The 26,762-nt window shown below is 58.9% G+C and carries 23 protein-coding genes; 17 read left to right on the forward strand and 6 right to left on the reverse strand.

Translation table 11 applies throughout. The features are described from left to right. The first annotated feature begins 58 nt into the window (after positions 1 to 58). The gene (locus tag BMZ24_RS16525) at positions 59 to 835 is read left to right on the forward strand and encodes a response regulator (protein ID WP_161949207.1); all 777 of its coding nucleotides are present in this window, start codon (positions 59 to 61) and stop codon (positions 833 to 835) included. 121 nt (positions 836 to 956) lie between these two features. On the opposite strand, the gene BMZ24_RS16530 is transcribed toward BMZ24_RS16525, so the two are convergent. Then, positions 957 to 3,272: a cysteine synthase gene (locus BMZ24_RS16530; protein WP_092193868.1), complete on the reverse strand. Its 2,316-nt coding sequence runs from the start codon at positions 3,270 to 3,272 to the stop codon at positions 957 to 959. 510 nt (positions 3,273 to 3,782) lie between these two features. On the opposite strand from BMZ24_RS16530, the gene amt reads away from it, so the two are divergent. From amt to BMZ24_RS16545, 3 genes are all read left to right on the forward strand, one after another. Then, positions 3,783 to 7,577: an ammonium transporter gene (amt, locus tag BMZ24_RS16535; RefSeq protein ID WP_092193869.1), complete on the forward strand. Its 3,795-nt coding sequence runs from the start codon at positions 3,783 to 3,785 to the stop codon at positions 7,575 to 7,577. A 311-nt stretch (positions 7,578 to 7,888) separates the two neighbouring features. After that, positions 7,889 to 8,236, forward strand: coding sequence for a type II toxin-antitoxin system RelE/ParE family toxin (locus BMZ24_RS16540; RefSeq protein ID WP_092193914.1), 348 nt, complete (start codon positions 7,889 to 7,891; stop codon positions 8,234 to 8,236). Next, positions 8,229 to 9,326: a HigA family addiction module antitoxin gene (locus BMZ24_RS16545; protein ID WP_092193870.1), complete on the forward strand. Its 1,098-nt coding sequence runs from the start codon at positions 8,229 to 8,231 to the stop codon at positions 9,324 to 9,326. The genes BMZ24_RS16540 and BMZ24_RS16545 overlap by 8 nt, the downstream gene beginning before the upstream one ends. Positions 9,327 to 9,731: 405 nt before the next feature. On the opposite strand, the gene BMZ24_RS16550 is transcribed toward BMZ24_RS16545, so the two are convergent. Then, positions 9,732 to 11,042: a (Fe-S)-binding protein gene (locus tag BMZ24_RS16550; protein WP_092193871.1), complete on the reverse strand. Its 1,311-nt coding sequence runs from the start codon at positions 11,040 to 11,042 to the stop codon at positions 9,732 to 9,734. Positions 11,043 to 11,345: 303 nt separating this feature from the next. Between BMZ24_RS16550 and BMZ24_RS16555 the strand changes: the two genes are divergently transcribed. Further along, positions 11,346 to 12,131, forward strand: coding sequence for a carbon-nitrogen hydrolase family protein (locus BMZ24_RS16555; protein WP_092193872.1), 786 nt, complete (start codon positions 11,346 to 11,348; stop codon positions 12,129 to 12,131). Between the two features lie 10 nt (positions 12,132 to 12,141). Here BMZ24_RS16555 and BMZ24_RS16560 read toward each other — a convergent pair whose 3' ends face one another. Both BMZ24_RS16560 and zraS read right to left on the reverse strand, forming a co-directional pair. Continuing rightward, a complete protein-coding gene (locus tag BMZ24_RS16560) occupies positions 12,142 to 13,476 on the reverse strand; it encodes a sigma-54-dependent transcriptional regulator (RefSeq protein ID WP_092193873.1) in 1,335 nt (444 codons plus the stop codon). Then, a complete protein-coding gene (zraS, locus tag BMZ24_RS16565) occupies positions 13,473 to 14,825 on the reverse strand; it encodes a two-component system sensor histidine kinase ZraS (protein WP_092193874.1) in 1,353 nt (450 codons plus the stop codon). Before zraS ends, BMZ24_RS16560 begins: the two co-directional genes overlap by 4 nt. Positions 14,826 to 15,058: 233 nt before the next feature. On the opposite strand from zraS, the gene BMZ24_RS16570 reads away from it, so the two are divergent. From BMZ24_RS16570 to BMZ24_RS16625, 12 genes are all read left to right on the forward strand, one after another. Beyond that, positions 15,059 to 15,388 carry a nucleotide pyrophosphohydrolase gene (locus tag BMZ24_RS16570; RefSeq protein ID WP_092193875.1) on the forward strand — a complete coding sequence of 110 codons (330 nt, stop codon included), beginning with the start codon at positions 15,059 to 15,061 and terminating at the stop codon, positions 15,386 to 15,388. A 198-nt stretch (positions 15,389 to 15,586) separates the two neighbouring features. After that, positions 15,587 to 16,159, forward strand: coding sequence for a periplasmic heavy metal sensor (locus tag BMZ24_RS16575; protein WP_092193876.1), 573 nt, complete (start codon positions 15,587 to 15,589; stop codon positions 16,157 to 16,159). Between the two features lie 112 nt (positions 16,160 to 16,271). Continuing rightward, a complete protein-coding gene (locus tag BMZ24_RS16580) occupies positions 16,272 to 18,083 on the forward strand; it encodes a YgiQ family radical SAM protein (protein WP_092193877.1) in 1,812 nt (603 codons plus the stop codon). 437 nt (positions 18,084 to 18,520) lie between these two features. Continuing rightward, entirely contained in the window at positions 18,521 to 18,796 is a 276-nt protein-coding gene (locus tag BMZ24_RS16585; protein ID WP_092193878.1) for an HU family DNA-binding protein, read from the forward strand. Between the two features lie 111 nt (positions 18,797 to 18,907). After that, positions 18,908 to 19,780 (forward strand): pyridoxamine kinase, encoded by an 873-nt coding sequence (locus BMZ24_RS16590; protein ID WP_092193879.1) that lies wholly within the window; start codon positions 18,908 to 18,910, stop codon positions 19,778 to 19,780. Next, entirely contained in the window at positions 19,777 to 20,625 is an 849-nt protein-coding gene (locus BMZ24_RS16595) for an HAD hydrolase family protein (RefSeq protein WP_092193880.1), read from the forward strand. The genes BMZ24_RS16590 and BMZ24_RS16595 overlap by 4 nt, the downstream gene beginning before the upstream one ends. Continuing rightward, positions 20,622 to 21,413 carry an MlaE family ABC transporter permease gene (locus BMZ24_RS16600; protein WP_092193881.1) on the forward strand — a complete coding sequence of 264 codons (792 nt, stop codon included), beginning with the start codon at positions 20,622 to 20,624 and terminating at the stop codon, positions 21,411 to 21,413. The genes BMZ24_RS16595 and BMZ24_RS16600 overlap by 4 nt, the downstream gene beginning before the upstream one ends. Positions 21,414 to 21,417: 4 nt before the next feature. Further along, positions 21,418 to 22,611 (forward strand): ATP-binding cassette domain-containing protein, encoded by a 1,194-nt coding sequence (locus BMZ24_RS16605; RefSeq protein WP_092193882.1) that lies wholly within the window; start codon positions 21,418 to 21,420, stop codon positions 22,609 to 22,611. Further along, positions 22,608 to 23,066, forward strand: a complete 459-nt coding sequence (gene mlaD / locus BMZ24_RS16610) for an outer membrane lipid asymmetry maintenance protein MlaD (protein ID WP_092193883.1) — start codon at positions 22,608 to 22,610, stop codon at positions 23,064 to 23,066. Before BMZ24_RS16605 ends, mlaD begins: the two co-directional genes overlap by 4 nt. Continuing rightward, the gene (locus tag BMZ24_RS16615) at positions 23,063 to 23,644 is read left to right on the forward strand and encodes an MlaC/ttg2D family ABC transporter substrate-binding protein (protein WP_092193884.1); all 582 of its coding nucleotides are present in this window, start codon (positions 23,063 to 23,065) and stop codon (positions 23,642 to 23,644) included. Before mlaD ends, BMZ24_RS16615 begins: the two co-directional genes overlap by 4 nt. Continuing rightward, positions 23,637 to 24,389: an MlaA family lipoprotein gene (locus BMZ24_RS16620; RefSeq protein ID WP_092193885.1), complete on the forward strand. Its 753-nt coding sequence runs from the start codon at positions 23,637 to 23,639 to the stop codon at positions 24,387 to 24,389. The genes BMZ24_RS16615 and BMZ24_RS16620 overlap by 8 nt, the downstream gene beginning before the upstream one ends. Before the next feature lie 121 nt (positions 24,390 to 24,510). Beyond that, positions 24,511 to 24,750, forward strand: a complete 240-nt coding sequence (locus BMZ24_RS16625; protein WP_092193886.1) for an amphi-Trp domain-containing protein — start codon at positions 24,511 to 24,513, stop codon at positions 24,748 to 24,750. Positions 24,751 to 24,934: 184 nt separating this feature from the next. Here BMZ24_RS16625 and BMZ24_RS16630 read toward each other — a convergent pair whose 3' ends face one another. Next, positions 24,935 to 26,245: a TRAP transporter large permease gene (locus tag BMZ24_RS16630; RefSeq protein WP_092193887.1), complete on the reverse strand. Its 1,311-nt coding sequence runs from the start codon at positions 26,243 to 26,245 to the stop codon at positions 24,935 to 24,937. After that, positions 26,242 to 26,727, reverse strand: a complete 486-nt coding sequence (locus BMZ24_RS16635; RefSeq protein ID WP_092193888.1) for a TRAP transporter small permease — start codon at positions 26,725 to 26,727, stop codon at positions 26,242 to 26,244. Before BMZ24_RS16635 ends, BMZ24_RS16630 begins: the two co-directional genes overlap by 4 nt. Positions 26,728 to 26,762 lie beyond the last annotated feature (35 nt).

Below are 26,762 nucleotides of genomic sequence, written 5' to 3' on the forward strand. Positions count from 1 at the left end.
CAAAAAAACGATGGCACAGCGAAAAGTCGAGGGACTTACGAACACAAAGGAGTGCAGGATGATAGAAAGCAAATTGTGCTCTCCCCAAAAATCGGTTCTCGTGGTCGACGATGACGAAATTTGCCGCTGCGTCACCTCCGAAGTCCTGGAGAATCTCGGCCTCAAGGTCGACCTGGCCGAAAACGCCGATCAGGCGACAAGCCTTGCCAAGGCGAACAGCTACGACCTGATCCTGCTCGACTTTCACATGCCGGTCATGAATGGAATAGACCTCGCCCGGCATCTGCAGGACAACGGCGCAGCGACGGAAGACAGAATCTATCTGCTGACCGGCGAGGAACCGGAAGCCATTTTGAAAAAAATGCATGCAGGAAGCTCGTTGCGCATTTTCCACAAGCCTCTGGAGCTCGCCCAGGTCATGTCTTACTTCTCCCCCCGTGAAAACGAAGACCCGATCGGAGCGGCCACCTACCATCCCCTGAAGATCACAGGGTTCGACATGTCCCACGCCCTGGCGAATTTCCTGGGGAACGAATCCGCGTTTTTCAACGTATTGCGCGAGTTCCCCGCCTACGGAGCAAAATTCATCTTCGAATATTCAACGCACCTGAAGAACAGGAACATCAAGGAATGCATGCGCCTTGCCCACAGTCTCAAAGGGTCCTCGCTCATGATCGGCGCCACGGAGATAAACATACTGGCAAAGGCTCTCGAATCGGCATGTCATGGCGCATCGGACATGCAACGTGTCGGGGAGATCTTCGAAAAAATGGAAGCAAAAATCCTTGAAGCCTCGGAAAGCATCAAAAAACATCTTCAAAACCACAGCGCGTAGCCATTCATAAAAAAGAGGGCCGGCCAAACACACGGTTGGTCAGCCCCACTCCATCAACATCTCGCGGACCCTCGGGTCCGCCTGCTTTTTCATGCCCCGCCCAAGGCAAGATCCAAGCCACCTAAACCGGGCGCTCCATTCGGAAAAGGCGCACTCCCGCAGGATGATCCTCAAGCCTGAGGCCCATGGCGGCCAATTTTTCGCGCAGCGCATCAGCCTGGACAAAATCCTTTGTCTTGCGGGCTTCCTCGCGACGGCCGACCAAATCCGCGGCCTCAAGCGGCCAGGATTTTTCAGCCAGCGGCAGGCGCGAATGATCCAGAAAGCCAAGCACCCGGTCGCAGGCCAAAAGCTGCTCGGCCACCAGTGCGGCTTCATCCGCGCTCATCTTTCCGGCGCGGGCGTTGACGGACTTGGCGAAGGCGAAGAGCGTCGGCCAGAAGTGGGCCAGATCGAGATTGTCGTCGAGCGCCGTGGCAAAAGCGGTTTTCAGGTCGTAAATGGCCTGCTCAAGCTGCGGGGAAACGCCCGTTCCAGCACCGCCAAGGGAAGCCGATACGTAGGCGTCCTGCAGCCGGTTCTGGTTCTTGACCCACATGACAAGGCTTTCCGGCGAATAGGCCAGGGATTTGAGGTAGGAGGCGGACAAGAGCCACAGCCGCAGGGCAGGTCCGGTGCCCGCGACGGCGAGGACCTCGGTGAGCGACGGCACCGTATCGCCCTGTTCGCGCGGGGTCACGGGCTGGGACACCATCCAGGCCATGGGCCGCACTCCGGCCCCGGCGCTCCAGATGGCGCAAAAGTTGTCCATATGCGGAAAACGGTGCGACTCGGCGGCAAACATGACCGTGACCGTGCCCAGAGCGTCCAGGGCAGTGGCGGCCAACTGCAGAAACCAGCTCGGGCGGACCTTGCCCCATTCGGTCTCGATCACGTCCCCCAGTTTGAGGTCCTGCAAGGTGGCCCGCTTGAGGAGCGTGAAGTCGGCGGGATTATCCTTCACATAGTCGGCCAGATCCACGGTGTAGCCCAGATTCATGCCCGCCGTGTCCACGCACGAGATCTGCCCGTAGGTCTTGTCCCGGGTCACGTCGAAATAGACGGACCTGAGTTTCTCGTAGGCCTGACCCTTGGCCAGCAGCTTGCGCGCAAGGCCCAGGGCGCGTTCCTGACTGGCTCCGGCCAGGGGAAAGAGTACGGTATCGGAAACGCCCAGCGCCTTGGCCTGGGCGAGCATGAACTCCCGCGCCCTCTGCCCGAAGTCCTGCAAACCGGCCTTGGCTTCTCGGGCCGCCGCCAGGGCGCGATCGTCCATGTCCGCGAGACCCACGGCCAGACGCACGTTCTGCCCGCGCTCAATCAGGGCCTTGGCCAGCACGTCCAGCCAGACAATACGCCGCCAGACATCCAGCTCACCCAGGTCGTCAAGGCTCGGTCCCGGCGTGAACAGCGCGTGTCCGCCTGCCGGACTGCCCAGGCATTCGAGGCATCCGGTGGCCACGCTGCGCACACCCAGGCCATGCCGCGCCAGCGGTGAAAAAAGCGTGGTCGAGAGATAGCGCTCTCCCGTATCCGGACAGATGAAGACAATGAGCCCCTCTTTTCCGGCCTCGTCCAGTTCCCTGGCGATGCGCAGGGCTCCAGCCAGGGCCGCGCCCGCGCTCATTCCGGACAATATCCCCTCTTCCCGCGCCAGTTGCCGCGAGCAGGCGAAGGCCTCCTCGTCCTCGACGTGGATGATCCGGTCCAGGGCACGCTTGTCGTAAATTCCGGGAGGATAGGATTCCTGCATGTTCTTGAGGCCCTGAATCTTGTGCCCGGCGTAGGGTTCGACCGCGACAACCTCAACGCCTGGAGCGCTCTCTTTCATGCGCTTGGCGATACCCATGGCCGTCCCCGAGGTGCCAAGGCTTATGACCACATGGGTGGCCCGGCCTTCGGTCTGCTCGATGATTTCCCGGCCCGTGCCCATGTAATGAGCCGCTATGCTGGCCGGGTTGTTGAACTGGTCCATGAGCACATAGGTCTGCGGCTCTTCGCGCGCCAGCCGGTATGCTTCCTCGATGGCGCCGTCGGTGCCGAGACGGCCGGGAGTCAGACGCAGTTCCGCCCCGAAGGCGCGCATGATGCGCTTTCGTTCCTCGGAAGCGGAATCTGGCATGAGCAGGGTCAACCTGTAGCCCTTGACCGCGCAGACCATGGCCAGTCCGACTCCGGTGTTCCCGCTGGTGGCCTCGATGACGATCTTGTCCGGGGTCAGTTCCCCCGACGCCTCGGCCGCCTCGATCATGGCCAGAGCCACGCGGTCCTTGATGGACCCGCCGACGTTCTGGGCTTCGAGCTTGGTCGCCAGGCGAATGCGCGGATGAGGAAAGACGCGGTTCAGAAAAACTATGGGAGTGGCCCCGATAAGAGAGAGAATGGTCGGATGAATCATGGAAAAACCCTGCTGATGGATTGAACGCAAGGGCGCAAACCTAGGGTAAAACCCGTTTCCGGGCAAGGGGCGGAACATGCCCGGGCCGCTCTCACCGTCTCACCGGTCCCTGACTCGCGCGGCTGCGGCGGTACTCCCCTTTTTAAAAACAATCCCAATGATTTAACACTATTGTCAATCGGCCCTCGACAATATTGCATTTTTGCGGCCTTCGCATGGTGGCGGAGCGGACTGAAATCCTTAAAAAATCATATATTTCCGATATTTATAAAAATAACCACTCTGGCCTCTTCCTTGCTTAACAGGCTTGGCCACGTTCCGCTCCCGTTGCGCAACCTCCCCGGCCAAACGAGGTGTAACTGCAAAAAGCCGTCATCTCCTTGAAGGATTGAGACATTTTTTTGACTTTAACTCACTGAAAAAATTTGACTTTCCGCCTTCGCGAAAATGACATCGAGGCTCATTCGCGACAGATTGCAGTGGAGTCAAACAAGACAAGGCAGCTCGATAATGGAAAAGATAGACCTCTTATGGATACTCATCTCGGCCTCGCTGGTATTCCTGATGCAGCCCGGATTCATGTGCCTGGAATCAGGGCTTACCCGCTCGAAAAATTCCATCAACGTCGCGATCAAGAATTTTGCCGATTTTGTACTATCGGCGGCCGTGTTCTGGGTGCTGGGTTTCGGACTGATGTTCGGGCATCTCTCCTGGGACCTTTTCCACGTTCCGGACTTCAGCCCCGCCACCAAGGACTCTTCAGGGTTCTCGGCGGCCTTCTTCTTTTTCCAGATCATGTTCTGCGGCACCGCCACGACGATCTTTTCCGGAGCCGTGGCGGAACGCATGCGCTTCGTGTCGTATCTCATTGTCGCGCTCATCTTTTCCGTCCTCGTCTACCCTCTTTACGGACATCTTGCCTGGAACGGACTTGACGCCGGACAACTGACCGGATGGCTGGGCGAGCGCGGCTTCGTGGATTTCGCCGGATCCATGGTCGTTCACGGCGTGGGCGGATGGCTGGCCCTGGCGGCGCTGATCGTAATCGGACCACGCAAGGGGCGCTTCCCCAAGGACGCCCCCCCGCGAGAGATCAACGCAGGCAACCTGCCCCTGACCGTGCTTGGCGCTTTTTTGATCTGGCTGGGCTGGTTCGGCTTCAACGGCGGATCCACCCTTGCACTCGATACGACCGTGCCCGGTATCATCGTGAACACCGTACTGGCCGGTGTCGCCGGAGGAACGAGCAATCTGCTTCTTGGCTGGCTGACAAGCCGAACTCCGAAAATCACCTATCTCGTCAACGGCGTCCTCGGCGGGCTGGTGGCCGTGACCGCAAGCTGCCACGCCGTGGACAATTTCGCAGCCACATGCATAGGCCTCGTGGCCGGTGCGGTTTGTCTGGGCTGCGAAACCCTGCTCACGCGCCTGCACATCGACGACGCCGTGGGCGCAGTGCCGGTGCACCTGGGTTGTGGGATCTGGGGCATACTTGCCGTGGCCGTCTTCGGCGATCCGACCGCGCTGGGCACGGGGCTGAGCATGCCCGATCAGCTCTGGATCCAGTGCGTGGGCATTTTCATCGCTTTTGTCGTCGCTTTCGCGCTGCCGCTGGCCCTGCTCAGATTCATCGATCCCATATTCCCCTTGCGCGTGGCTCCCGAGGACGAAGAGACCGGTCTGAACGTCAGCGAACACGGCGCGCGCACGGATATCCACGATCTTTTCGAGATGCTCGACAGACAGGCCGCCACCCGGGATTTCAGCCTGCGCGCCCCCGAGGAACCCTTCACGGAAGTCGGGCATATCGCCCACCGTTACAATCACGTGCTGGACGCCCTGAACGACGCCGTCTCCAAGACCGAAGCCATCGTCAAAAGCGCCGCCGACGCGATCATCGTCTTCACCACGGACACGCTGCGCATCATTTCCGCCAACCCCGGAGCCAGCCTCATTTTCGGATATTCCGGCGTAAATCTGGAACAAATGTCCATCCCCGACCTCGTGCCTGTCCAGAACCGCTCCGGTTCGGCCGACGACTCAAGCGAATCCGCCCTGTCGCACGCCCTGCGCTCCCGAAACCAGGTCGAGATCACGGGACGCAGGGCCGACGGCTCCCCGGTTACGCTTGAGGCGGTGGTCACGCAGTCGAGCGGACGCCAGGGAGACTTTTTCATCGGCACGTTCCGCGACATCTCCGAACGCAAGCGCTACGAGAACGAGCTGCGCAAGGCCGAGGAAAACTTCCGGGGCATCTTTGAAAACGCCGTGGAGGGAATTTTCCGGACCACCACGCAGGGACGCTATCTGCAGGTCAACCCGGCACTGGCAAAAATATACGGGTTCGAAAGCCCGGCCGAGCTCATGCGCCACTACGACGACATCAGTCGCCAGCTCTATGTCGAAGCCGGACGCAGGGAAGAGTTCATCCGGACGCTGGAGGAAACCGAAGCGATTTTCGATTTCGAATCGGCCATCCGCCGCAAGGACGGCTCCATCATCTGGATTTCGGAGAATGCGCGAGCCGTGAAGGACGCGACGGGACATGTCATCTGCTATGAGGGTACGGTCATGGACATCACCCAGCGCCGCGCCATGCAGCAGGCTCTGGACCGGCAGATGGCCCTTTTCGGACAATTGTTCGAGGATTCCCCGCTGGCCATCGCCCTGGTGGATACGGTCGGCCGCATCGTCGAGGTCAACGGCGGCTTCGAGAACCTTTTCGGCTACCGGCGCAGCGAAATCATGGGCAAGGACAACAGGATCTTCATCGTGCCCGAGGAGCAGCTGTCCGAGGTCAACAGCGTCCGCCAGCGCATCCTGGAAGGTGAGACGGTGCAACGGGAATCGCTCCGGCGAACCCGCCGGGGCGAGGTCATCCCGGTCAACATCCTGGGGCATCCGGTGCGCATCGGCGGCGAGATCACCAACATATTCTGGATCTATCAGGACATCTCCGAGCGCAAGGAATTCGAACGGCAGATCACCCATCAGGCCTTCCACGACTCCCTGACCGGCCTGCCGAACCGCTCCCTCTTCCGGGAACGCCTCGGACGCGCCGTGGAGAGAACAAAGAGACGCCCCGACTATCATTTCGCCGCTATGCTCATCGATCTGAACAAGTTCAAATGGGTCAACGACTCCCTCGGACATCAGGCCGGCGACGCCCTGCTGGTGGAAATCGCGTCCCGCCTGAATTCCTGCGTGCGCCGCGTGGACACGGTGGCCAGGCTTGGCGGAGACGAATTCGCCGTGCTGCTTGAGGAATTCCTGACCAACAAGGAGGTCATCGCAGTGGCCAACCGCATCCAGAGCGAGGTGCGACGCCCCTTTCTCTGGAACGGAAAGGAGATCGTCTCCGGGGCCAGCGTGGGCATCGTGCTGCAGACACGCGACTACGGACGGGCCGAAGACATCCTGCGGGATGCGGACATAGCCATGTACAAGGCCAAGGAGCGCGGACGGGGACATCTGGTTTTTCACAACCGCATGCGTCAGGAGGTGCTGGAGGTCATCAACATGGAGAACGAGCTGCGGCGAGCCATCGAAGAAAATGACCTGGAGCTCCACTATCAGCCAATTATCGATGTCGAGGAAGGAAAACTCGAAGGGTTCGAGGCGCTCGTGCGCTGGCGCCATCTGGAACGCGGCATGATCATGCCCGACCGCTTCATCCCCCTGGCCGAGGAATCCGGGCTGATCGTGCCCCTGGGGCAGTGGGTGATCAACGCGGCCTGCAGGCAGCTGAAAGCCTGGGATGACGGGAGCGGATCCGCCGACTACGGCCTGACCATGAGCGTCAACCTCTCATGCAAGCAGTTCGCCCAGCACACCCTGGTCGAGATGATTTCAAGAGCGCTGCGCGAGAACGACATCGCCGCGCCACGTCTGAAACTCGAAATCACCGAAAGCGCCATCATCCTCGACCCCTCCGCCGCGGCGGAAAAAATGCGCCGCTTGAAGGAGCTTGGAGTGCTCCTGGCCGTGGACGATTTCGGCACCGGCTACTCTTCCCTGAGTTACCTGCGCCAGTTCCCCATGGACATCCTCAAGATCGACCGCTCCTTCATCAGCGGCACGGATACGCCCAAGGAAAACGCCGAGATCGTCCGCTCCATCGTGGACATGGCCCACAGCCTGGGCCTCAGAGTGACCGCCGAAGGCGTGGAGACGCAGGAACAGCTTGACCGCCTGCAGTCCATCAACTGCGATCGCGCCCAAGGCTACATGTTCTCGAAACCCATGATTCCAGGAGACGCCGGGGAGATGATTCGCGCGGCAATTTTAGAGGAAGGCTCGAACTAAAGTCGGGCAAGAAAGAGGGATTGAATCCTTTAATCGCTTCCACCAACTCTCAGCAAATGCGCTCCTGCGGGGCGTCATACCCATGGTCATGGCCGCTGGCTTACCGGCTCATCCTCCTACAGGGCAGGACTACTACCTACGTAGCTGCAACCCCTTGAAATTATATCTTGTGTCATCTTCGCTCTGTGCGCTACAGGCTTGAAAATTTTATCGCCAAGAGATCAGCGCATTGTGCCGCCCCATGACGTTTTGCTCCATATCGTTAAAAATTATTAACCAAGTAGGTTAATCATAATTGACGGAGGATGATTTTGGATATATTTTTCAAAAACAAAAAGCTTGCAAAGGAATTTAGCGAAGGGGCGCGCCTTGAAAGACTGCACGGAGTTCAACGAGCTCGAAAAATTCGTCTGCGAATGGGCGAGTTTCGAGCCGCGGCTTGTCTCATGGATTTCTGGCCGCCCAAAAGTGGACCCGGTCGATGCCACGAACTGGCGCATGGCAAGCGTAACGGTCAGCTTTCCGTAGATTTGGATCATCCCTATCGTCTGATTTTTTCTCCCGCCCATGATCCGATACCCACGCACGAGGATGGCGGTCTAGACTGGTCAAAGGTGGCCGCCATCGTGATTTTGGGAGTGGAGGATACCCATGAATAACGTACAAAATAACAAATTTATACCGGACTATCTCGTTACGCCTGGAGAAGTGCTGGCAGATTACCTTGATGATTTGGGCATGACCCAGGCCGAGCTTGCGGATCGAACAGGCTTGACCAAAAAAACCATCAACGAAATCATCAAGGCCAAGGCGCCCATAACTCCTGAAACGGCCTTGAAATTCGAACGCACACTGGGGCGCCCGGCCCACTTTTGGAGCAACCTGGAACGCCACTATCAAGACGACCTGACGCGACTTGCCGAGCAGCGGCGCATGGCGTCGTATCTGGAATGGCTCAAGCGGGTGCCGGTTTCCGCCATGGCAAAGCTGGGCTGGATTCCCAAGCTCAAGGATACATTCGAGCAGCTCGACGCGGTGCTGTGCTATTACGGCGTGGCATCTCCAACGCAATGGCAAACAGTCTGGAGCGAATATCAGGTTGCCTATCGGCAGACTGCCAGATTCGAAGGGTGCGCGGAGGCCGTATCCGCATGGCTCCGGCAAGGGGAAATCCAGGCTCAACGCATCGAGTGCGCCCCTTTTGATCGCAAGCGTTTTCTGGAGGTTCTTGACCTCATTCGCACCCTGACCACTGCCCCTCCCATTGTTTTCACGCCCCAACTGGTTTCCCTGTGCGCTTCTGCGGGAGTGGCCGTGGTTTTCGTCCCGGAACTGCCGAAGACAGGCACTTGGGGGGCTACCAGGTGGCTCGGAGATCGCGCGGTAATCCAACTCAGCCTACGCTATAAAAGCGATGACCATCTCTGGTTCACCTTTTTCCACGAAGCCGGACACATCCTCAAGCATGGCCGCAAGACGGTGATCATAGAAGGCAACGGGCTCGATGACGAGAAAGAAAGGGAAGCTAACGCCTTTGCCAGGGACAGACTCATCCCACCGGCCGAGATGCGACGGCTTGTCAAGGCTGACAGTCTGTCGGCATCGGATATCAAAACCTTTGCCACAGAAATCGGGATCGCTCCCGGCATTGTCCTTGGACGCCTGCAACACGACGGGATAATCCCCTATAAGACGGGTCTTAACAGCCTGAAGATGTTTTATCGGTGGAAAAGCGCGGATGATGAGTGATGGATCAGGCGGTGGGATTCAGGAAGAAATTGAAATCCAAGGCCAGACATTGAATTGCTTAGCCCTGACCATTCCGGAAAAAATGGAGTTTATCATTTAACTGACTCCAAAAAATCAAGATTCAAAGTTAGATCCCAGTTTCACAGTTTCAATGCTGCTTTCAGGGTTGGCGAGCAGGCTGGAGCCCGAGGCGGACCCGTTGATGTGTTTTCCGACGCCCTGCTGCACGTGGTGCGCAAAGCTCTGGCCACGGAAGCCGTGCTCGAAAAGAAAATGGCGACTCTGGCGAACTGGGTTGGAAAGACAGCGACATCCTCGATGCGTGCGTCCAAGGCACCGCCATCATTGATATGTCGTACCTGATCAAGGCATTCGAGAAGTAGGGCAATGCCCGGCCGAGCCGGGCTACTCGTCCTCCTGCTCCACTCCCAGCCGCTCCCACTGCTCCCGGGCTTCGGCCTGCGCCGATGCGATCCGTTCTGCCTCCCAGGGTTCGATGACCAGCGCTTCGGCCACCAGCTGCCAGATGTATTTCACCTCGTAGGTGCAATCGGGGTAGAATTTGGGGATGCGGCGCATGATCTGGTCGCGGCAGTTGGAGCAGCCCACGACCACCACGTCCGCGCCCGAATCCTTGATCTGCTGATATTTGTAGCGCGCGTGCCAGGCCGACTCCTGCTCGAAGGGCATGGGCCACATGCCGCCGCCCGCTCCGCAACAGAAATTCTTCTCGCGGGTCGGGGTCAGTTCCACGAAATCATCGACGCAGGCCGCCACGATCTCGCGCGGTTCGTCGAAATAGCCCTTGCCGTAATGCGCCGCCAGTTCGCGGCCGTGCTTGCACGAATCGTGAAAGGTGAAACGCCGGCCCTTGTGCACGCTCTTGTCCAGGCGAACGCGGCCCTCGCGGATCAGTTTCAGAAGATAATCGTAGAGATAGACGAAATCCACGGCACTGTCCGGATTTTCCGCCGCCAGCGCGCTCATGCCCTTGCGGCAGCCATACGAACCGCCACCGCAGTCGGGCATGATCATGGTTTTTATGGCGCAGGACTGCATGTATTCGATCTTGCGGCGGGCAAGCTCGCGATTGCCGTCATAGTTGCCGGTGAAGAGCGCCCAGTCCACGGCCTCCCAGCCGGTGGACGGCACGGTCCAGTTTTCGCGGGCGGCGTAGAAAATCTTCCACCACCAGAACTGGTCCTCGAAATCGCCGTAGACTTCCTTGGAATTGGGAAAAAAGAGGATGTCCGCGCCCTTCTTGTCCACAGGCACATGAAATCCCGGACATTCCTGAGCCAGGTCCCGGCCCAGGTCGTACATGCCGCCGAGGTAGTCTTCGCGGCTGATGGCCAGATTGTTGCCCGTGGCCAGATTGTTGGCCATGCCCTTGTGCAGCGATCCGGGAACCGCCTCGCGCGGCCGCAGGCTTTTCATGTGGGCCATGACTGACGGAATGTCGATGCCCGCCGGACAGACTCCCGCGCAGCGGCCGCAACCCGTGCACAGCCAGGGAAAATTGGAAGCCACGACTTCATCCGCCATCCCATTGGCCAGAAGACGCATGACCTTGCGCGTATCCCACCCCGCCATGCCCGGCGTCCCCGTGATCGGACAGCCATTGGCGCAGGAGCCGCAGACCATGCAGGCTGAAAAATCGAACCGCTCCAAAAAGGAGCGCAAATCCGGACTCATGAAACAAGATGGAGTGCTCATGGCTACCCTTGCCCAAAAAAAATTATCACACACACAATTTTGTGATTAAAATTATCTTTCAGATATTTTCACAAGTCAACATGATATGTTCGTTTTCGAAAATGGCAACGGGTCACTCAAACTTCGAAATCCGCCAATTTTGGACGTTCATCAGATCAGAATAAAACTTGTTATCATAACTGAAAGATAAAAAATGAGAATACGTATAAATGAGTATTCTTCTCTTCGCGCTCTTGAATTTTTAAGTATTTCAAGCTAGACGCGCAAACAAGAACGTCCACCCTCCAAATCCAAGGACCGTCTATGCGCATCGGACTCGCCACTGCCCCCGTTCCCATGTCGATGGAGCATTCGCTCCGGAACATCCTCGATTTCATGGACCAGGCCGCTTCTTTTGACGTGGACCTGCTCTGTTTTCCCGAAGCATATCTGCCCGGAATGCGCGGCCAGCATTTTTCCATTCCCCTGTGTGAACAAGCAGAGCTGCGCGAAGCCTTGGAGATGGTGTGCAAGGCCGCGGCCGACCATGAAATGGGAGTCATACTGCCCATGGAATGGCCTTCGGAGCAAGGGCGCTACAACCTTGTACAGGTTATTTCACCCGAAGGCAGGATCATGGGACGCCAGTGCAAGACCCAACTCGATCCAGGCGAAGAAGGAATTTATATCCCCGGCCGGGGGCGGCAGATTTTCGAAATGAACGGAGTCAAGTTTGGAGTGGTCATATGCCATGAGGGATGGCGCTACCCGGAAACCGTCCGCTGGTCGGCCTGCCGGGGAGCCCAGATCGTCTTCCATCCCCAATGCACCGGCAGCAACACGACCGGACGCACGTCCCAGGCCTGGGGAGACCCGGACGGCCCCTATTACGAGATGGCCATGGTCTGCCGCAGCGTTGAAAACGGCATCTTTTTCGCCAGCGTGAACTATGCCCTCGATTACCAGGACTCGGCCACCAGCCTGGTCGCACCCGACGGCTCCTGCCTGGCACATCAGCCCTACGGGCAGCCGGGGCTTCTGGTCCAGCAACTGGAGTTGGAACTGGCCACGGGCCTGCCCGCCAAGCGCTACGCGCCGGACCGCTACTAGAACACGTCCTTCACGAATCGAGCCCGAACTTCTTCATCTTGCTGCGCAGGGTGACCCTGGTCACCCCCAGCACGCGCGCGGCCTCGCTCTTGTTGTTGCCCACCTGCTCCAGGGTGCGTGCGATGGCCTCGCGCTCCGCATCCTCCAATGATTGCCCGCCGGACGGACCCGTGTCCGACTTCGCGGACCCGCGCAGAGTCGCGGGCAGGTCATTCTCCGTGACGAATTCGCCCGGCGAAAGGATGACCGCGCGCTCCACCACATTCTCCAGCTCACGCACGTTGCCGGGCCAGTCGTAATGAAGCATCAGGTCCATGACTCGGGGTGAAAAACCGCGATAGCTCTTGCGGTTGCGTTCAGCGAAGCGGTGCAGGAAATGCCGGGCCAACAGGGGAATGTCCTCGGGCCTCTCCCTGAGCGCGGGAACACGCAGGGCGATGACGTTCAGGCGGTAATACAAATCCTCTCGAAAGCCACCGTCCCGGACTTCCGCCTCAAGGTCACGGTTGGTCGCAGCGAGAACCCGCACGTCCACGCGAATGGATCTGTCGCTGCCGAGGCGCTGCACCTCCCCCTGCTGCAAGGCGCGCAGGAGTTTGGCCTGCAGCGCGGGAGCCATCTCTCCGATCTCGTCCAGAAAGAGGGTGCCGCCGTCGGCCTGCACGAACCGTCCGTCCCGCTGACGCTGCGCCCCGGTGTACGCCCCCTTTTCATGCCCGAAGAGCTCGCTTTCGAGCAGATTTTCCGCCAGGGCCGCGCAGTTGACCGTGACCATCGGTCTGGCCTTGCGCGGACTCCCCTCGTGCAGCGCCTTGGCCACCAGCTCCTTGCCCGTGCCGGATTCGCCCAGGATCAGCACGGATGCTTCGGATGGAGCCACGGCCCGGATCATGGCCGTAAGCTCGCGCATGGGGGGCGAGCCGCCGATCATCTCCGAAACCGGATCCGCCGCACCGCCGGCCCCCACCACGCGCTGAGCCCCGCCCTGCTCCAACGCCCGTTCAAGGCCGGTGCGCAGCTCGTTAAAATCAAGAGGCTTGTGCAGATAGTCCAGAGCTCCGGCTTTCAGGGCCTGGACCGCGACGTCCACGGAAGAATAGGCGGTCATGATCAGCACGGGCAGATAGGGGTTGTAGCTCTTTATCCGGCGCAAGGCCTCGATCCCGTCCACCTCGGCCATGCGCACGTCGGTCAGGACCACGTCGTAGGCGCGCTCGCGCACCCTGGTCACGGCCATGGCCCCGTCATCCGCCGTATCGACCTCGTATCCCCAGCTGCCGAGCATGGCCACGAGCATGGTCATGTGGGCCCGGTCATCATCAACCACCAGAATTCGCGCCTTCATCGATTTTCTCCCTTTACAGGCAGATCAAGGGTCACTTGCGTGCCCTGCCCCGGCTCGGACGCAATCCGCACCTGTCCGCCGTGGGCCTCCACCATGGTTCTGACCGTGGCCAGCCCAAGGCCGGTCCCTTGATTCTTGGTGGTGAAATACGGGTCGAATATCCTGTCCAGATCCTGCGCCGGGATTCCGTGGCCGGTGTCGCTCACCCGCAATTCAAGCCGGTCCTTCACGCGCTGCGCGGAAACGGTCAGGACGCCTCCTTGCGGCATGGCCTGGATGGCGTTCAGGAACAGATTCAGCAGGACTTGCAGCATGCGGTCCGGGTCGAGAGACTGTTTCTCAAGTTCCGCGATCCGGGTTTGCACGGCGATGCCCTTGCCCTGGCAATCACCTTCCACGAGCTTCAGGGCATGCCGGACAAGGTCGGACACATCGGTGGGCGCAAGGCGCGGCTGCGCAGGGTGGGTCAGCTCAAGCAGCTCGGTCACGACACGGTTCAGGCGGTCGACCTCGCCGATCATGACCTCGGCCAGTTCCCGATCCTGGGTCCCGGCTTCGAACTTGGCACCGAAATAGGTGGCAAAGCCCTTGATGGAGCTCAAGGGATTGCGGATCTCGTGGGCCACTCCGGCGGCAAGGGTGCCAAGCGCGGCCAACCGCTCCTGCCGGGCCACCTCTCTTTCAAGTCCTGCCACCTTGCGTCGCCAGAAAAGCGTGACCGCCCCGGCAAAAGCCAGGGCCAGGCCAAGACCACCGGCCATGGCCAGGGTCAGGACATCCTTGCGCACGGCACGCAGATAGAGCGAGGCGTCAAGGCCCACTACGATGAGCGTGTGCTCATCGGCAGAATTCGGGAAGGCTTCGTGCATCATGCCGCCATGCATGGCGCGCCGGGGCGGACGGGAATAGCGATAGACCACGAAGAGCGGATCATCGCCGGGTTGGATGATGGCCCACGCGGGCTCCGTGGATGCGGGCAGGGCGGATAACGCCTCCGCCGTGACGCCGCTGCCGGGCTCGGCCTCGCTCAGGGCCTCGAAGCGCCCTGCCGCGTCGATCAGCCCCAAAAAGCGCAGGTCCCCCTGCCGGATCATCTCGTCCATGAGGAAACGCAGGCGGAACTGCCTTCCCTCCTGCCCGCGCATGCCCATACGCCGGGCGGCCTCCACGGACCGGATCAGGGTCTCGCCCTGGGTGGTCAGGATGCGGGCGATGGTGCGCTGCTCCCGCGCGCGTCCCTCCACGGCGAGCCAGATCAGCATCGCGGCCGCCAGCACCGCCGGCACAAAGAGGACCAGGCCGCGCCGCCGCCAGAAAATGGATGTCGAAAGAGGTGCCTGATTGGTCATTGCCCGTGCCGTCCTTGAAGCGAGGCGTGCCCGGCACGCCTCGCGGTCTGATTGTCATTCTTGAACATGGAAACTACCAACGAAGCCCACGTCTAGCAAATACCCTGCCTGCCCGGTCATGACAGGCACCCCTCGCTGTTTCCCTTGACGTTGACGGACTCCAGGAATCCTCGCCCACGCGCGCATTGCCACGCAGGAAAGGATTTCGTAGGCAGGCCGAAAAGGAGCGCATCATGAGCCTTAACGAACTGCAGGAAGATGTCGATGCCTGGGTAAAGACAATTGGGGTCCGCTATTTTTCCGAATTGACCAATCTTGGCATTCTCATGGAAGAAGTCGGCGAGGTGGCCCGCATCATGACCCGCCGTTACGGAGACCAGAGCTTCAAGGACAACGAGAAAAACGATTTGGGCGACGAGCTGGCCGATGTCCTTTTTGTGCTGACCTGCATCGCCAACCAGACCGGGGTCGATCTGACGGACGCCATGCGCCGCAACCTCGAAAAGAAAACCCTGCGCGACAAAAATCGCCACAAAAACAATCCAAAACTGCATTCGGAGTGAACCTGGTCAGATTCTGACCGCAAGCTTCAGGCAGGTGGTCAGATTCTATCCGCTCTCACGAGGCCCGAAATAGCACAATCAACAGTCGCAGTTTTAAAAATCAAATAAAACAGCAAGTTGAAGAACAAAACCCACTCTGGCACGCCCCTTGATATCCTCTTTGGTACATTCGCTAATCAAAACCATTTGGAGGATCTCATGAAAAGAACGACAAGCATCGCAATCCTGGCCATTTTCGGCATCATCGTGCTCAGCACCCTGACTTTCGCCGGCCCCATGCGCGGCAACGGCGGCATGGGTGGCATGGGCGGCGCCGGGGACTGCACGGGCCGGAACATGAACCCCGCCATCCAGCAATTGCCCCAGGAAAAGCAGGACCAGCTCAAGAGCATCCTGGACGAACACCGCAAGGACATGGCCCCCATGCACAACGCCATGTGGGAGAAGCACACCCTGCTCAAGGCCCTGTCCGGCAACCCCAACACCAAGCCTGAAACCATCACCGCACTGGTCGGCGAATTGAGCGACCTGCGCGCCCAGATGCAGACCAAGCGCGAAGCCCTGCAGGCCCGGGTGAGCAAGGAAATCGGCATCGACCTGCCCATGGGTTTTGGCATGCATGACCGCCGGGGCAAGGGCGGACATGGCCGCGGCCACGGTGAATTCGGCCAGCGCGGCATGGGCCGGGGCATGAATCCCGGCATGAATCCTGGCATGGGTCCGGACATGGTGCCAGCCCCGAACGACGCTCCCGCCACTCCGGGCGCATAAGGCACATCAAGGAAATCCCTTCGCACTCAGGGCGACATCGCCTGCCGGGCGGCCTTCGGGCCGCCTTTTTTGTTCTTGCCCACTCGGGCGAGGGGGCCTATAGGCCCGAACCATGAGCCTTTTTTCCAGCAAATCCCTGCCCCAGCCCAAATTTCTGCCCATGACCCGCCATGAGATGGACCAGCTCGGCTGGGACGAACTCGATGTGCTCCTGGTCAGCGGCGACGCCTACGTGGATCACCCGTCCTTCGCCATGGCCCTTCTGGGCCGGACGCTGGTGGCGCACGGACTGCGCACCGGCATCATCACCCAGCCGCGCTGGAGCGATCCCGAGGACATGCTTGTCATGGGCCGCCCGCGTCTTTTCGCCGGGGTCTCGGCCGGAGCCATCGACTCCATGCTGGCCCACTACACCGCCTTTCGCAAAAAACGCTCCGAAGACGCCTACACGCCCGGCGGCAGGGCCGGAGCCAGACCTAACCGGGCATGCATCGTCTACACCAACCTGCTGCGGCGCGCCTTTCCGGGATTGACCGTGGTTCTGGGCGGCATCGAGGCTTCGCTGCGGCGCATCACGCATTACGATTTCTGGACCGATGCCCTGCGCAAACCCATCCTCCTTGATGCCAAGGCTGACGCCGTGGTTTACGGCATGGGCGAACGGGCCATCCTGGACATCGCGACCCGATTGCAGGCAGACCGAGATTTGAGGGGCATCCCCGGCACCGTCATCGCCGACGGCGATCTCCCCGCAGATATCGAACTTCCCAGCCACGAAGACATGCTCGCCGACCCCAAGGAGTTGATGCGGGCCACCCTCCTGCTCGAAAAACAGGTCCACGACGGCACGCAGTGGGCCGTGCAGCGCGTCGCCAACCGCTCCATCCTGATCGCGCCGCCGGCCACGCCGCTGACCACGGCTGAAATGGACAGGGTCTACGCCCTGCCCTACGCCCGCAAGGCCCACCCCGCCTACAACCAGCCCATCCCGGCCGAAGAGATGATCCGCGACTCCGTGACCAGCCATCGCGGCTGCGGCGGGGGGTGCTCGTTTTGCACCCTGGCCCTGCACCAGGGTCGACGCATCGCCTCGCGCAGCCGGAACTCCATTCTGGACGAGGTCCGCCGCATGGCGGCAAGCCCTGACTTCAAGGGCCATGTCTCCGACGTCGGCGGCCCCAGCGCCAACATGTGGGGCGCGTATTGCGACAAGGAAGGACAGCCCTGCAAACGGGCAAGCTGCATGACGCCCACCGTTTGTCCGCATTTCAGCATGGACCAGAAGGCCCACCTCGATCTGCTGCGCACCCTGCGCCGCACTCCTGGCGTGCGCGGCGTGCGCGTGGCCAGCGGAATTCGCTTCGACCTGGCCCTTAAAGACATGGTCGCCCTCGGCGGCTATCTGCGTGAATTCGTGGGCGGCCAGCTCAAAATCGCGCCCGAGCATGTCTGCGACCACGTCCTGCGGCTGATGCGCAAACCCGGCAACCGCGTTTTCGAGGAATTTCTGACCATCTTCGCCCGCGAATCGAAACAGGCGGGCAAGGAACAATACGTCATCCCCTACCTGATGAGCGCCTTCCCGGGCACCACCGACGACGACATGCGCGCCCTGGCAGGGTGGCTCGGCGCCCGCGGCTGGAAGCCAAGACAGGTGCAATGCTTCATCCCCATCCCCGGAGCCGTGGCCACGGCCATGTATCATGCGGGCATCACGCCGGAAGGCAAACCCGTCCATGTGCCCCGCACCGACGAAGAACGGCTGCGCCAGCATCGCATCCTGCTCCCGCCTGAAGACAGGGCTCCCGGACGTCCCATGGACGCAAGGCGCGAACCTCGCCCGAAAAGCTGCGCGAACCGTTGTGCGGCGCCTTCGCGAAGTGCCGGCCCCGCAAAGAAAAAATCGGGCCGCAAAAAGAAATAAAGAAGTTCCCTTCCTTCGGACAGTTACCCGGCTTACGCCCTTCTTTCCCTGACACGCAGGGCGTGGAGGACATTTTTTGTCCTTTGATTTTTATGCACATTTTTCAAGAAGAGAATTGTCTTTTTCTGGATTTGACTGTAATATCAAATAGAAGAAAATTCTCGCAGGAAGCCCGGACCTGGCCGACAATCGGGCGAGGACCAAACGTGGCCGAAAGACCGGCGAAAGATAATTTTTTTTTAAGAACATGAAGAGAATAACTTCCCATAGTTCTTGATTTTTATTATGAAGTTCTGAATTTTCATGATGGACCGCGTCTTTTGCCCCAAGTCATAAGTCTTGGACATTGCCCGGTCTGACTTGAACAAATGCCCCGGCGTCCATGAACCATCCCTTGAGGATCATGAGTTTTCCCGAATCGCAATCTGGAGCGAACAATGAACAAAAGCGAACTTATTCAGTCCCTTGCCGAAAAAATCAAGATTTCCAACGATGAAGCTTCCACCATCGTGGACAGCTTTTTCGACTCCATGCGCGACGCCCTGCTGCGCGGAGACCGGATTGAAATCAGGGGGTTCGGCAGTTTCAAAATCAAGCAGTATGAAGGATACGTCGGCCGCAATCCCAAGACCGGGGAGTCGGTGCAGGTCAAGCCCAAGAAAATGCCTTTCTTCAAGGCCGGCAAGGGTCTGCTCGACTATCTCAACGGTTAGCCCGTTGACATGAGGGGCCGTTTTGACGCAATTGCTCGCGGCACACCTTAATAAAAGACTGCAACCTGATCGTCCCGAATAGGTTGAACGTCTTTTCATGGAGCTTCGGCATTGCATTCCGTGATCCAACGCGTCGCTGCTATTCATGATCTTTCCGGGTTCGGAGGGGGGTCACTCTCGGCTGTGATCCCCATTCTTTCAGCCCTTGGAATTCAGGTCTGCAGCCTGCCCACAGCCATCCTCTCCACCCACACGGGCGGCTTCGCCAACTTCCATTTCCGCGACCTGACCTCGGACATGCGCTACATCATCGACCATTGGCGCCAATTGTCGCTGTCCTTTGCCGGCATATACTCCGGATTTCTGGGGTCGCCGGAACAGATCGACATCGTCAGTGATTTCATAAAGACATTCCGCACCGATTCCACCCTGGTCGTGGTCGATCCGGTGCTTGGCGATGACGGAAAGCTTTACGACACCATGGACAGATGCATGGTCGACGGCATGCGCAGCCTTGTCGCCTCCGCCGACGTGATCACACCGAACATCACGGAGGCGGCCCTGCTGCTGGACAAGGCAGGCCCTCCGGTCATCTCGGGAACCAAGGAAATAAAGATTTGGGCCCGCGCCCTGGCTGATCTCGGCCCACGCTGCGTCATCATCACCAGTGTTCCCGAAGAGCACGGCCGGGGCACGTCGGTCGTGGCCTTCGACAAGGACGCCAGCCGCTTCTGGAAGGTTGCATGCCCATACATTCCTGCATGTTACCCCGGCACTGGAGATATTTTCGCCAGCGTGATAACAGGTTCTCTGTTGCAGGGCGATTCTCTGCCCTTGTCCCTGGACCGGGCCGTGCAGTTCGTCTCCATGGCCATCCGGGCCACCTTCGGCCACAATTTTCCGGAACGCGAGGGAGTCTTTCTGGAACGGGTGCTCCCGAGCCTTAACGCCCCCGTGTCCATGAGCAGCTTTGAACTGATATGACCGATCGATACCGCGGAATATTCGTCAGCGACCTCGACGGGACATTGCTGCGGAACGGCCGGATCTCCGATGGCGATCTGCGGGCCTTCAGAGGGCTGCGCGATCAGGGGATAATGCGCGTCATCGCCACGGGGCGTTCGCTGTATTCGGCCAGGGCCTGTCTTGCGGATGATTTTCCGGCCGATTACCTGATCCTCTCGACCGGAAACCAGATCGTGAACTGGCCGACGCAGGAGGTCATGCGCTCGTCCTTCATGACGGGGCGTGAAGTGCAGGATATCTGCCGTTTCCTGTCCGGGCTCGGACTGAGCTTCATGGTGCACGATGAATTTCCGCACAGCCATCGTTTCGAGTACCACCGGGGGCACGGAAACGTCGCGGATTTCGATCGACGGCTGGCCATGTACGCAGACCACGGACGGGAAAACACAGGCTCGCGCGAAATGCGCGCCGCATCCCAGATCGTGGCTATCGTTGACGGAAACGACGCGGCAATGCATGACCGCGTCAGCCGGGAACTGGGGAATCACAGCGTGATCAGGGCCACTTCCCCGCTGGATGGACAGTCCGTGTGGATCGAAATCTTCGCGGCGGATGTCTCCAAGGCCTCCGGCATAATGCATCTGGTCGATCATCACGATCTGCACGGAGCCCCAAGCGCGGCCATCGGCAACGATCACAATGACAGGGACATGCTCGAACTGGTACAGATGTCCTTCAAAGTCGCTGACGCATTTCTGGATAATGAAGGCAAATACATTACAACCCCGGAAAACAGTGACGCAGTGGCATTTGCCATCGCGCACTACATGGAAAGATTCCATGCCGGCATGACGGAAGCATGAAAAAAATATTGGCCGTCCCCGCACTGCTCGGGGCAACATCGCTTGATATCGTCAAGAACGTGGGACAGTGGGGAGTCTTCTCCCTGACTGCTGTTCTGGGCATGATCCACATGCGCCGCCTTCTGCCCAAGATTCTCCACGACATACATTTCATTGGCTTCAAGTCCCTGAACATCATCATTCTCGTGGCCTTCTTCACGGGCATGGTCCTTGGACTGCAAGGCTACTACACCCTGATCAAGTTCAGCGCCGAAGGCATGCTCGGCGTGGCCGTGGCCCTGTCCCTGGTGCGCGAACTCGGGCCGGTGCTGACGGCGATCATGCTCATCGGCCGGGCCGGTTCGAGCATCAGCGCCGAGATCGGGATCATGCGCATCTCCGAGCAGATTGACGCCCTTTCGACCATGGACGTGGACCCTGTCCGCTATCTGGTCACGCCCAAGATCATCGCCTCGCTGATCTGTTTTCCGCTCCTGACCGCGATTTTCGATTGCGTGGGCATCCTGGGCGGTTATTTTTCCTCCGTGCTCCTAAGCTCCCGTTCGGGGATCTTCTTCAGCAAGATCCAGTCGAGCCTGCTCCTGTCCGACGTAACCGGAGGGTTCGTCAAATCCTTTGTCTTTGCCTTCATCGTCATCACCATATCCTGCTACTGTGGATATTACACGCACCAGAACCAATCCAGCGCCGGTGCGGAAGGCGTCAGCAACTCAACGACATCCGCCGTTGTCCAGTCATGCGTTTACGTATTGGTCTCCGACTACGTCATAACGTCTTTTTTGATGTGAGCACATGAGCAGCACAACACCTCTCATTCAACTGCGCAATATTTCGAAGGCGTTCGGCGGCAGGGAAATCCTGCGGGGAGCGACCCTCGACATCCAGCGAAACGAGATCACCGCCATCATCGGAAAGAGCGGCGGCGGCAAGAGCGTCCTGGTCAAGCACATCATCGGGCTGATCACCGCCGACAGCGGGGAGATCATCTTCGACGGACTTCCCTATTCAACCATGAAGCGAAAGGATTTCTCGGCGATCAAGAACCGCTGCAGCTACATGTTTCAGAACAACGCGCTCTTCGATTCCATGACCGTGTTCGAGAACATCGCCCTGCCCCTGCGGGAAAAATTCAAGCTCGGCAAAAAGGACCTGGAAGACAAGGTCCGCGCACGCATCGAACAGCTCGAACTGACCGAAGTCGCGCAGATGTATCCGAAACAGATTTCCGGCGGCATGCAGAAACGCGTGGCCCTGGCGCGGGCGCTGGTCACGGAACCCGAGATCATCTTTTTCGACGAACCGACCACGGGTCTCGACCCCATCCGCAAGAAGACGGTCTTCTCCATGATCCACCGCTACCATGAAAAGCTCAATTTCACGGCGGTGATCATCACCCACGACATCCCCGACATTTTCTACATCGCGCACACCGTGAACATTCTCGACGAGGGCCGGATCATCTTTTCCGGATCGCCCGTGGCCCTGGAACAGTCCTCGGACCCGGGGCTTTACACCTACACTCACGGCCACGAGATGCTCATCGACGAATTGACGGGCCTGCACAACAGGCTCTCGCTCATGCGCAAGATCGAGGCCTTCGGGGCCGAAGCCCAAGGCTCCGAGCAGCTTGTTCTGGCCACGGTCAGGCTTCTGGGCATGAGGACCATGATGGACTACAAGGGAGACCTTCTGGCCCACGCCTTCATCAGAAAGCTGGCCAAGTTCGTGAGTTCCTTTCTGCCCGAGGGTGCCTGTGCGGGCATGTTTTCCAAGGAAATTCTGGTCATTGCGGCCAAGACCACAGACGAGTCGACACTTGAGCTGTTTCTAAGCCAGCTTGAGGCATTCTTCACCAACCTGACCATTGAAACATATTGTCACAAGCACAGACTTCAGGTCGAGATCGGCGGCGCGCTGGTAACCAAAGGACTGAGCGCCTATTCGGCCATTCAGGAAGCACTTGCAACATCCAAGAAGTACGTATGAAGACCAACAACTCCTCCCTGCATCTTTCCATCGGCCTTTTTGTCATCGTGGGCCTCGCCTGCACGGCCTATCTGGCCATGACCCTCGCGAACACGACTTTTTTCGCCGGTGACTCCTATGAGATCACGGCCAAATTCACGGCCGTGAACGGGCTAAGAGCCGGCAGCAACGTGGAGATTTCCGGCGTGGCGGTGGGCAAGGTGTCGAGCATCTCCCTGGACCAGACCCTTTACCAGGCCGTAATTACCATGAACATCGACAATTCCGTGGGGATTCCCGTTGACTCCACGGCGGCGATCAAGACAAGCGGACTCATCGGCGACAAGTACGTGAGCATCATCCCCGGTGCCGATGACGTCCTCTTGAAAGACAAGGAAATCCTTATGGATACACAGGCAGCCCTCGATATTGAGGAAATGATTTCAAAATATGTATTTGGAAGTGTCGACAAATGAGAATTCTATTTCTTTTCATTATCCTGCTCCTTCCCGCGCCCGCCGTGTCGCAGGACAACCCGACAAGCTACATCCGCGCCAACGTCGACAAGGTAGTGAGCATCCTGACGTCTCCGGAATACGAGGCGGAAACGAACAAAACCGAACAATTGCGTCAGATCGAAGCTGTGGTCGACAATTTTTTTGACGCCGAAGAACTCTCCAAGCGTTCCCTGGGTCAATACTGGAGAATCTTCACTCCCGAGCAGAAGCAGGAATTTCAGCCCCTGTTCCTGAAACTCATCAAGCAGGTCTACCTCAAGAAATCCATCACCTACAATGACGAGGTGGTGAATTACAACCAGGAGATCATCAAGTCGGATACCCTGGCCGAGGTCCATACCACAATAACGTCCCCCAACCTGAACATTCCGATCATCTACTACATGATCAGAAAAGACGTTTCGTGGAAGGTCTACGACGTCTCGGTGGAAAACGTGAGCCTCATCAAGAACTACCGCTCCCAGTTCCGGAGCATCCTGCAAAACAATTCGCCCGACAAACTCATTGCCACCTTGAGGGAAAAAACCAATGAATAAGCGTCTTCTCCTGCTCTGCCTGACCTTGTGCGTGATCCTGCTTCAGGGATGCGCCGGCAAGAAATCCAGCTCTGCCCTGAATCAAGACGTGGCGGCGGGTCAGGAATACGAGGAAACTTACGGCGAAGGCGAAGGAAATGGGCCCTACCCCGACCATCTGGAAGGCTTCAACCGCGGAGTCTTTTCGTTCAACGACGGTTTCATCACCTACGTGTTCACCCCCATCGACACAGTCTACACCGGATTTTTCCCGCCGGACATACGCACCGGATTCGGCAACTTCTACCGCAATCTCGGATACCCCGTACGTCTCATCAACGCCCTCCTGCAGTTCAAGTTCGACAAGATGGCCAAGGAGACCGCGTCCTTCGCCCTGAACACTTTTTTCGGCGTGGGCGGTCTTTTCAACATCACCCACAACATGCCGAGCCTGCAATCCTCCCCCGAGGACTTCAGCCAGACCCTGGCCTTTTACGGCCTGGACTCAGGCACGTATCTGGTGCTGCCCATCCTCGGGCCGACCACCCTGCGTGATGCCGTGGGCTCCGTCGCGGACTCCTTTGCGCACCCTCTCTCCTTCGTGACCCCGGACAGCGCAAAGTACGCACTGATCGGACATGACAGGGCCAACTCGGCCTCGGCCAAACTCCCAGCCTACAAGAGCATCAAGGAGGAATCCTTCGATCACTACACGAGCATGAAGGACGTCTATTTCCAGTACAGACTCGGCCTGGAGAAGGAATGAAGACGGCTTTCATGTGACAATGAGGTCACACGTCACGCGTGACCTTGACTTTCCCGGGTCCGGAATATCTTGATTGAAATGATCAATTGACCATAAATCCCGACACGAACCTGGAGGAAACATGTCCGACAAGAAGAAGCTCGTTAGCGTAGAAGAAACCCGCCTGGCCTACATGACCGGGATGCTGCTCAAGGAAATCGCGGACGGCCTGTCCAAACGCAAGTTCGAATTCAAGACCGCTGACGGCCCCATTACGGTGACCGTGCCCAAGGATGTGGATATCGAGTACAGTGTGGTGCAAAAGGACAAGGAAGGCGAAACCAAGACCAAGCTTGAAATCGAGATTTCCTGGAAATCCTGAACGAAACAAGCGTCCGGATAAATGACCTGATTCAAGACCCATGCCCCCCGCCGAAGATTTCGGTGGGGGGCTTTACTTTTGCGGCCTGCGCGATCAGGGGCCTTGCGCCCGTTCGACCAAGTCCGCGTTGATCTCCTCCCTTGACGAGGTCAACGCGGCATGGGCGAGCGGTGCTTCCCGAGCGTCACATGAGCGATGGCAGGAATGTCACTATCTGGGGGATGAAAAACAGGATGGCGATGCCGATGACCGTGGCCACCAGGAAGGGATAGATGCCGCGAAAGATGGATTCCAGGCTGATGTTCTGCTTCATGGCCGTGGTCACGCCGTAGACAACGTAGACGTTGATGCCCACGGGCGGCGTGATGACCCCCATCTCCGTGACCAGCACGATGATGACACCGAACCAGATGGGATCGTAGCCAAGGTTCATGACCACCGGATAGAAGACCGGGACGGTCAGCATGATCATGGCCAGGGAGTCCATGAAGCATCCGCCGAGAAAATAGATGAACACGATGATGGCCATGACCGCCAGCGCGGGAATTTCAAGGCCGCCGATGTAGCTCGCCGTGGTGAAGGGGATGCGGGTCACGGCCAGGAATTTGCCGAAAACCACGGCTCCGGCCACCAAAAAAAGGATCATGCACGAGGTGCGCAATGTCTCTTCCAGGGACTTGAAAATCAGCCGCAGGTTCAGCTGACGCCGCACCAGTCCCAGCACCAGTACGCTGAATGCTCCTACGGACGCGGCTTCGGTGGGGGTGAACCAGCCCTTGAAAAGCCCGGCCAGGACAACGGCGAAGATGATGAGCGTATCGATGAGGCCGGTCAGCGACTTGAAACGCCTGCCCCAGGAAAAATGCTCGGCCTCGGGCCCATAGTCCGGATGCCGTCGGCACGTGACCCAGATCGCGCCCAGAAACAGCCCTGTCAGCAGAAAGGCAGGCAGGATTCCGGCGACGAAAAGCCGCCCGATGGACTGCTCCGTGAGCACGCCGTAGATGATCAGCACCACGCTCGGCGGCATGATCATTCCAAGCCCGCCGCCCGCGGCCACCGCTCCCGCCGCCAGACGATCGCGATATCCGAAACGCTTCATTTCCGGGATGGCCACCGTGGCCATGGTCGCGGCCGTGGCCGGACTGGATCCGCAGACAGCGCCAAAGGCGGTGCAGGCCGAAACCGTGGCCATGGCCAGTCCGCCTCGGATGTGCCCGAAAAAATGGTAGGTAGTCGAGAAAAGACGCCTGCTGATGCCGGCGTTGAAGGCCAGTTGCCCCATGAGAATGAAAAGGGGAATGGTCGTCAGGTCGTAGGAGACAAAGACCTCGTACATGCTGCGGCTGAGCATGTTCAACCCGCCCTGAACGGAAGTCAGCACGGAAAATCCCACAAATCCGACCACGCCCATGACAAAGGCCACGGGCATGCGCGTGGCGAAAAGCAGGAGCATGATCGCTATGCCCAAAAATCCGATTCCGGCCGGGCTCATGATTTTCTCCATTGCAGCACAAATTGAAGAAGGTCGACGAACATGGTCAGAGTGGCCACGGCGAAGCATGCGCCAAGCGCGTACAGGAAGAGGTATTCGGGCAAACCCAGATTCATGGAAACCTCACCGGAAAGATGTTTGTCCCGGGCATACGCCCACATCATGACCGTAACCGTGGCGAAAAAGACGACGGACAGGGTTTCGCGGAATAGCTTGAGCCGACGGCGCACCTTGGTGGACATGAGCTGCACGAAGACCTCCACCCCGATGTGCGAACGGTGTGAATGCGCGTAAGGCAGAGAGAGCCCCAACGCCAGAACGGCCAGAAAGGTGACGATCTCCTCGGAGCCGAAAATGGGGCTGCGATTCAACCTGCCTGTAATGTCGGCCACGGTCAGTAGCGCCATGCCCAAGAGACACAGGCATCCGCCGATGCGCATCACGCTTCCGATGCGTGCCAGAATTTTTTCAACGATCTCCACAAGCTTTCTCCAGACTACATGACACAGGGGCAGGA

The sequence above is a fragment of the Desulfomicrobium norvegicum genome, assembly GCF_900114595.1.
GTDB classification, from domain to species: Bacteria; Desulfobacterota; Desulfovibrionia; order Desulfovibrionales; family Desulfomicrobiaceae; genus Desulfomicrobium; species Desulfomicrobium macestii.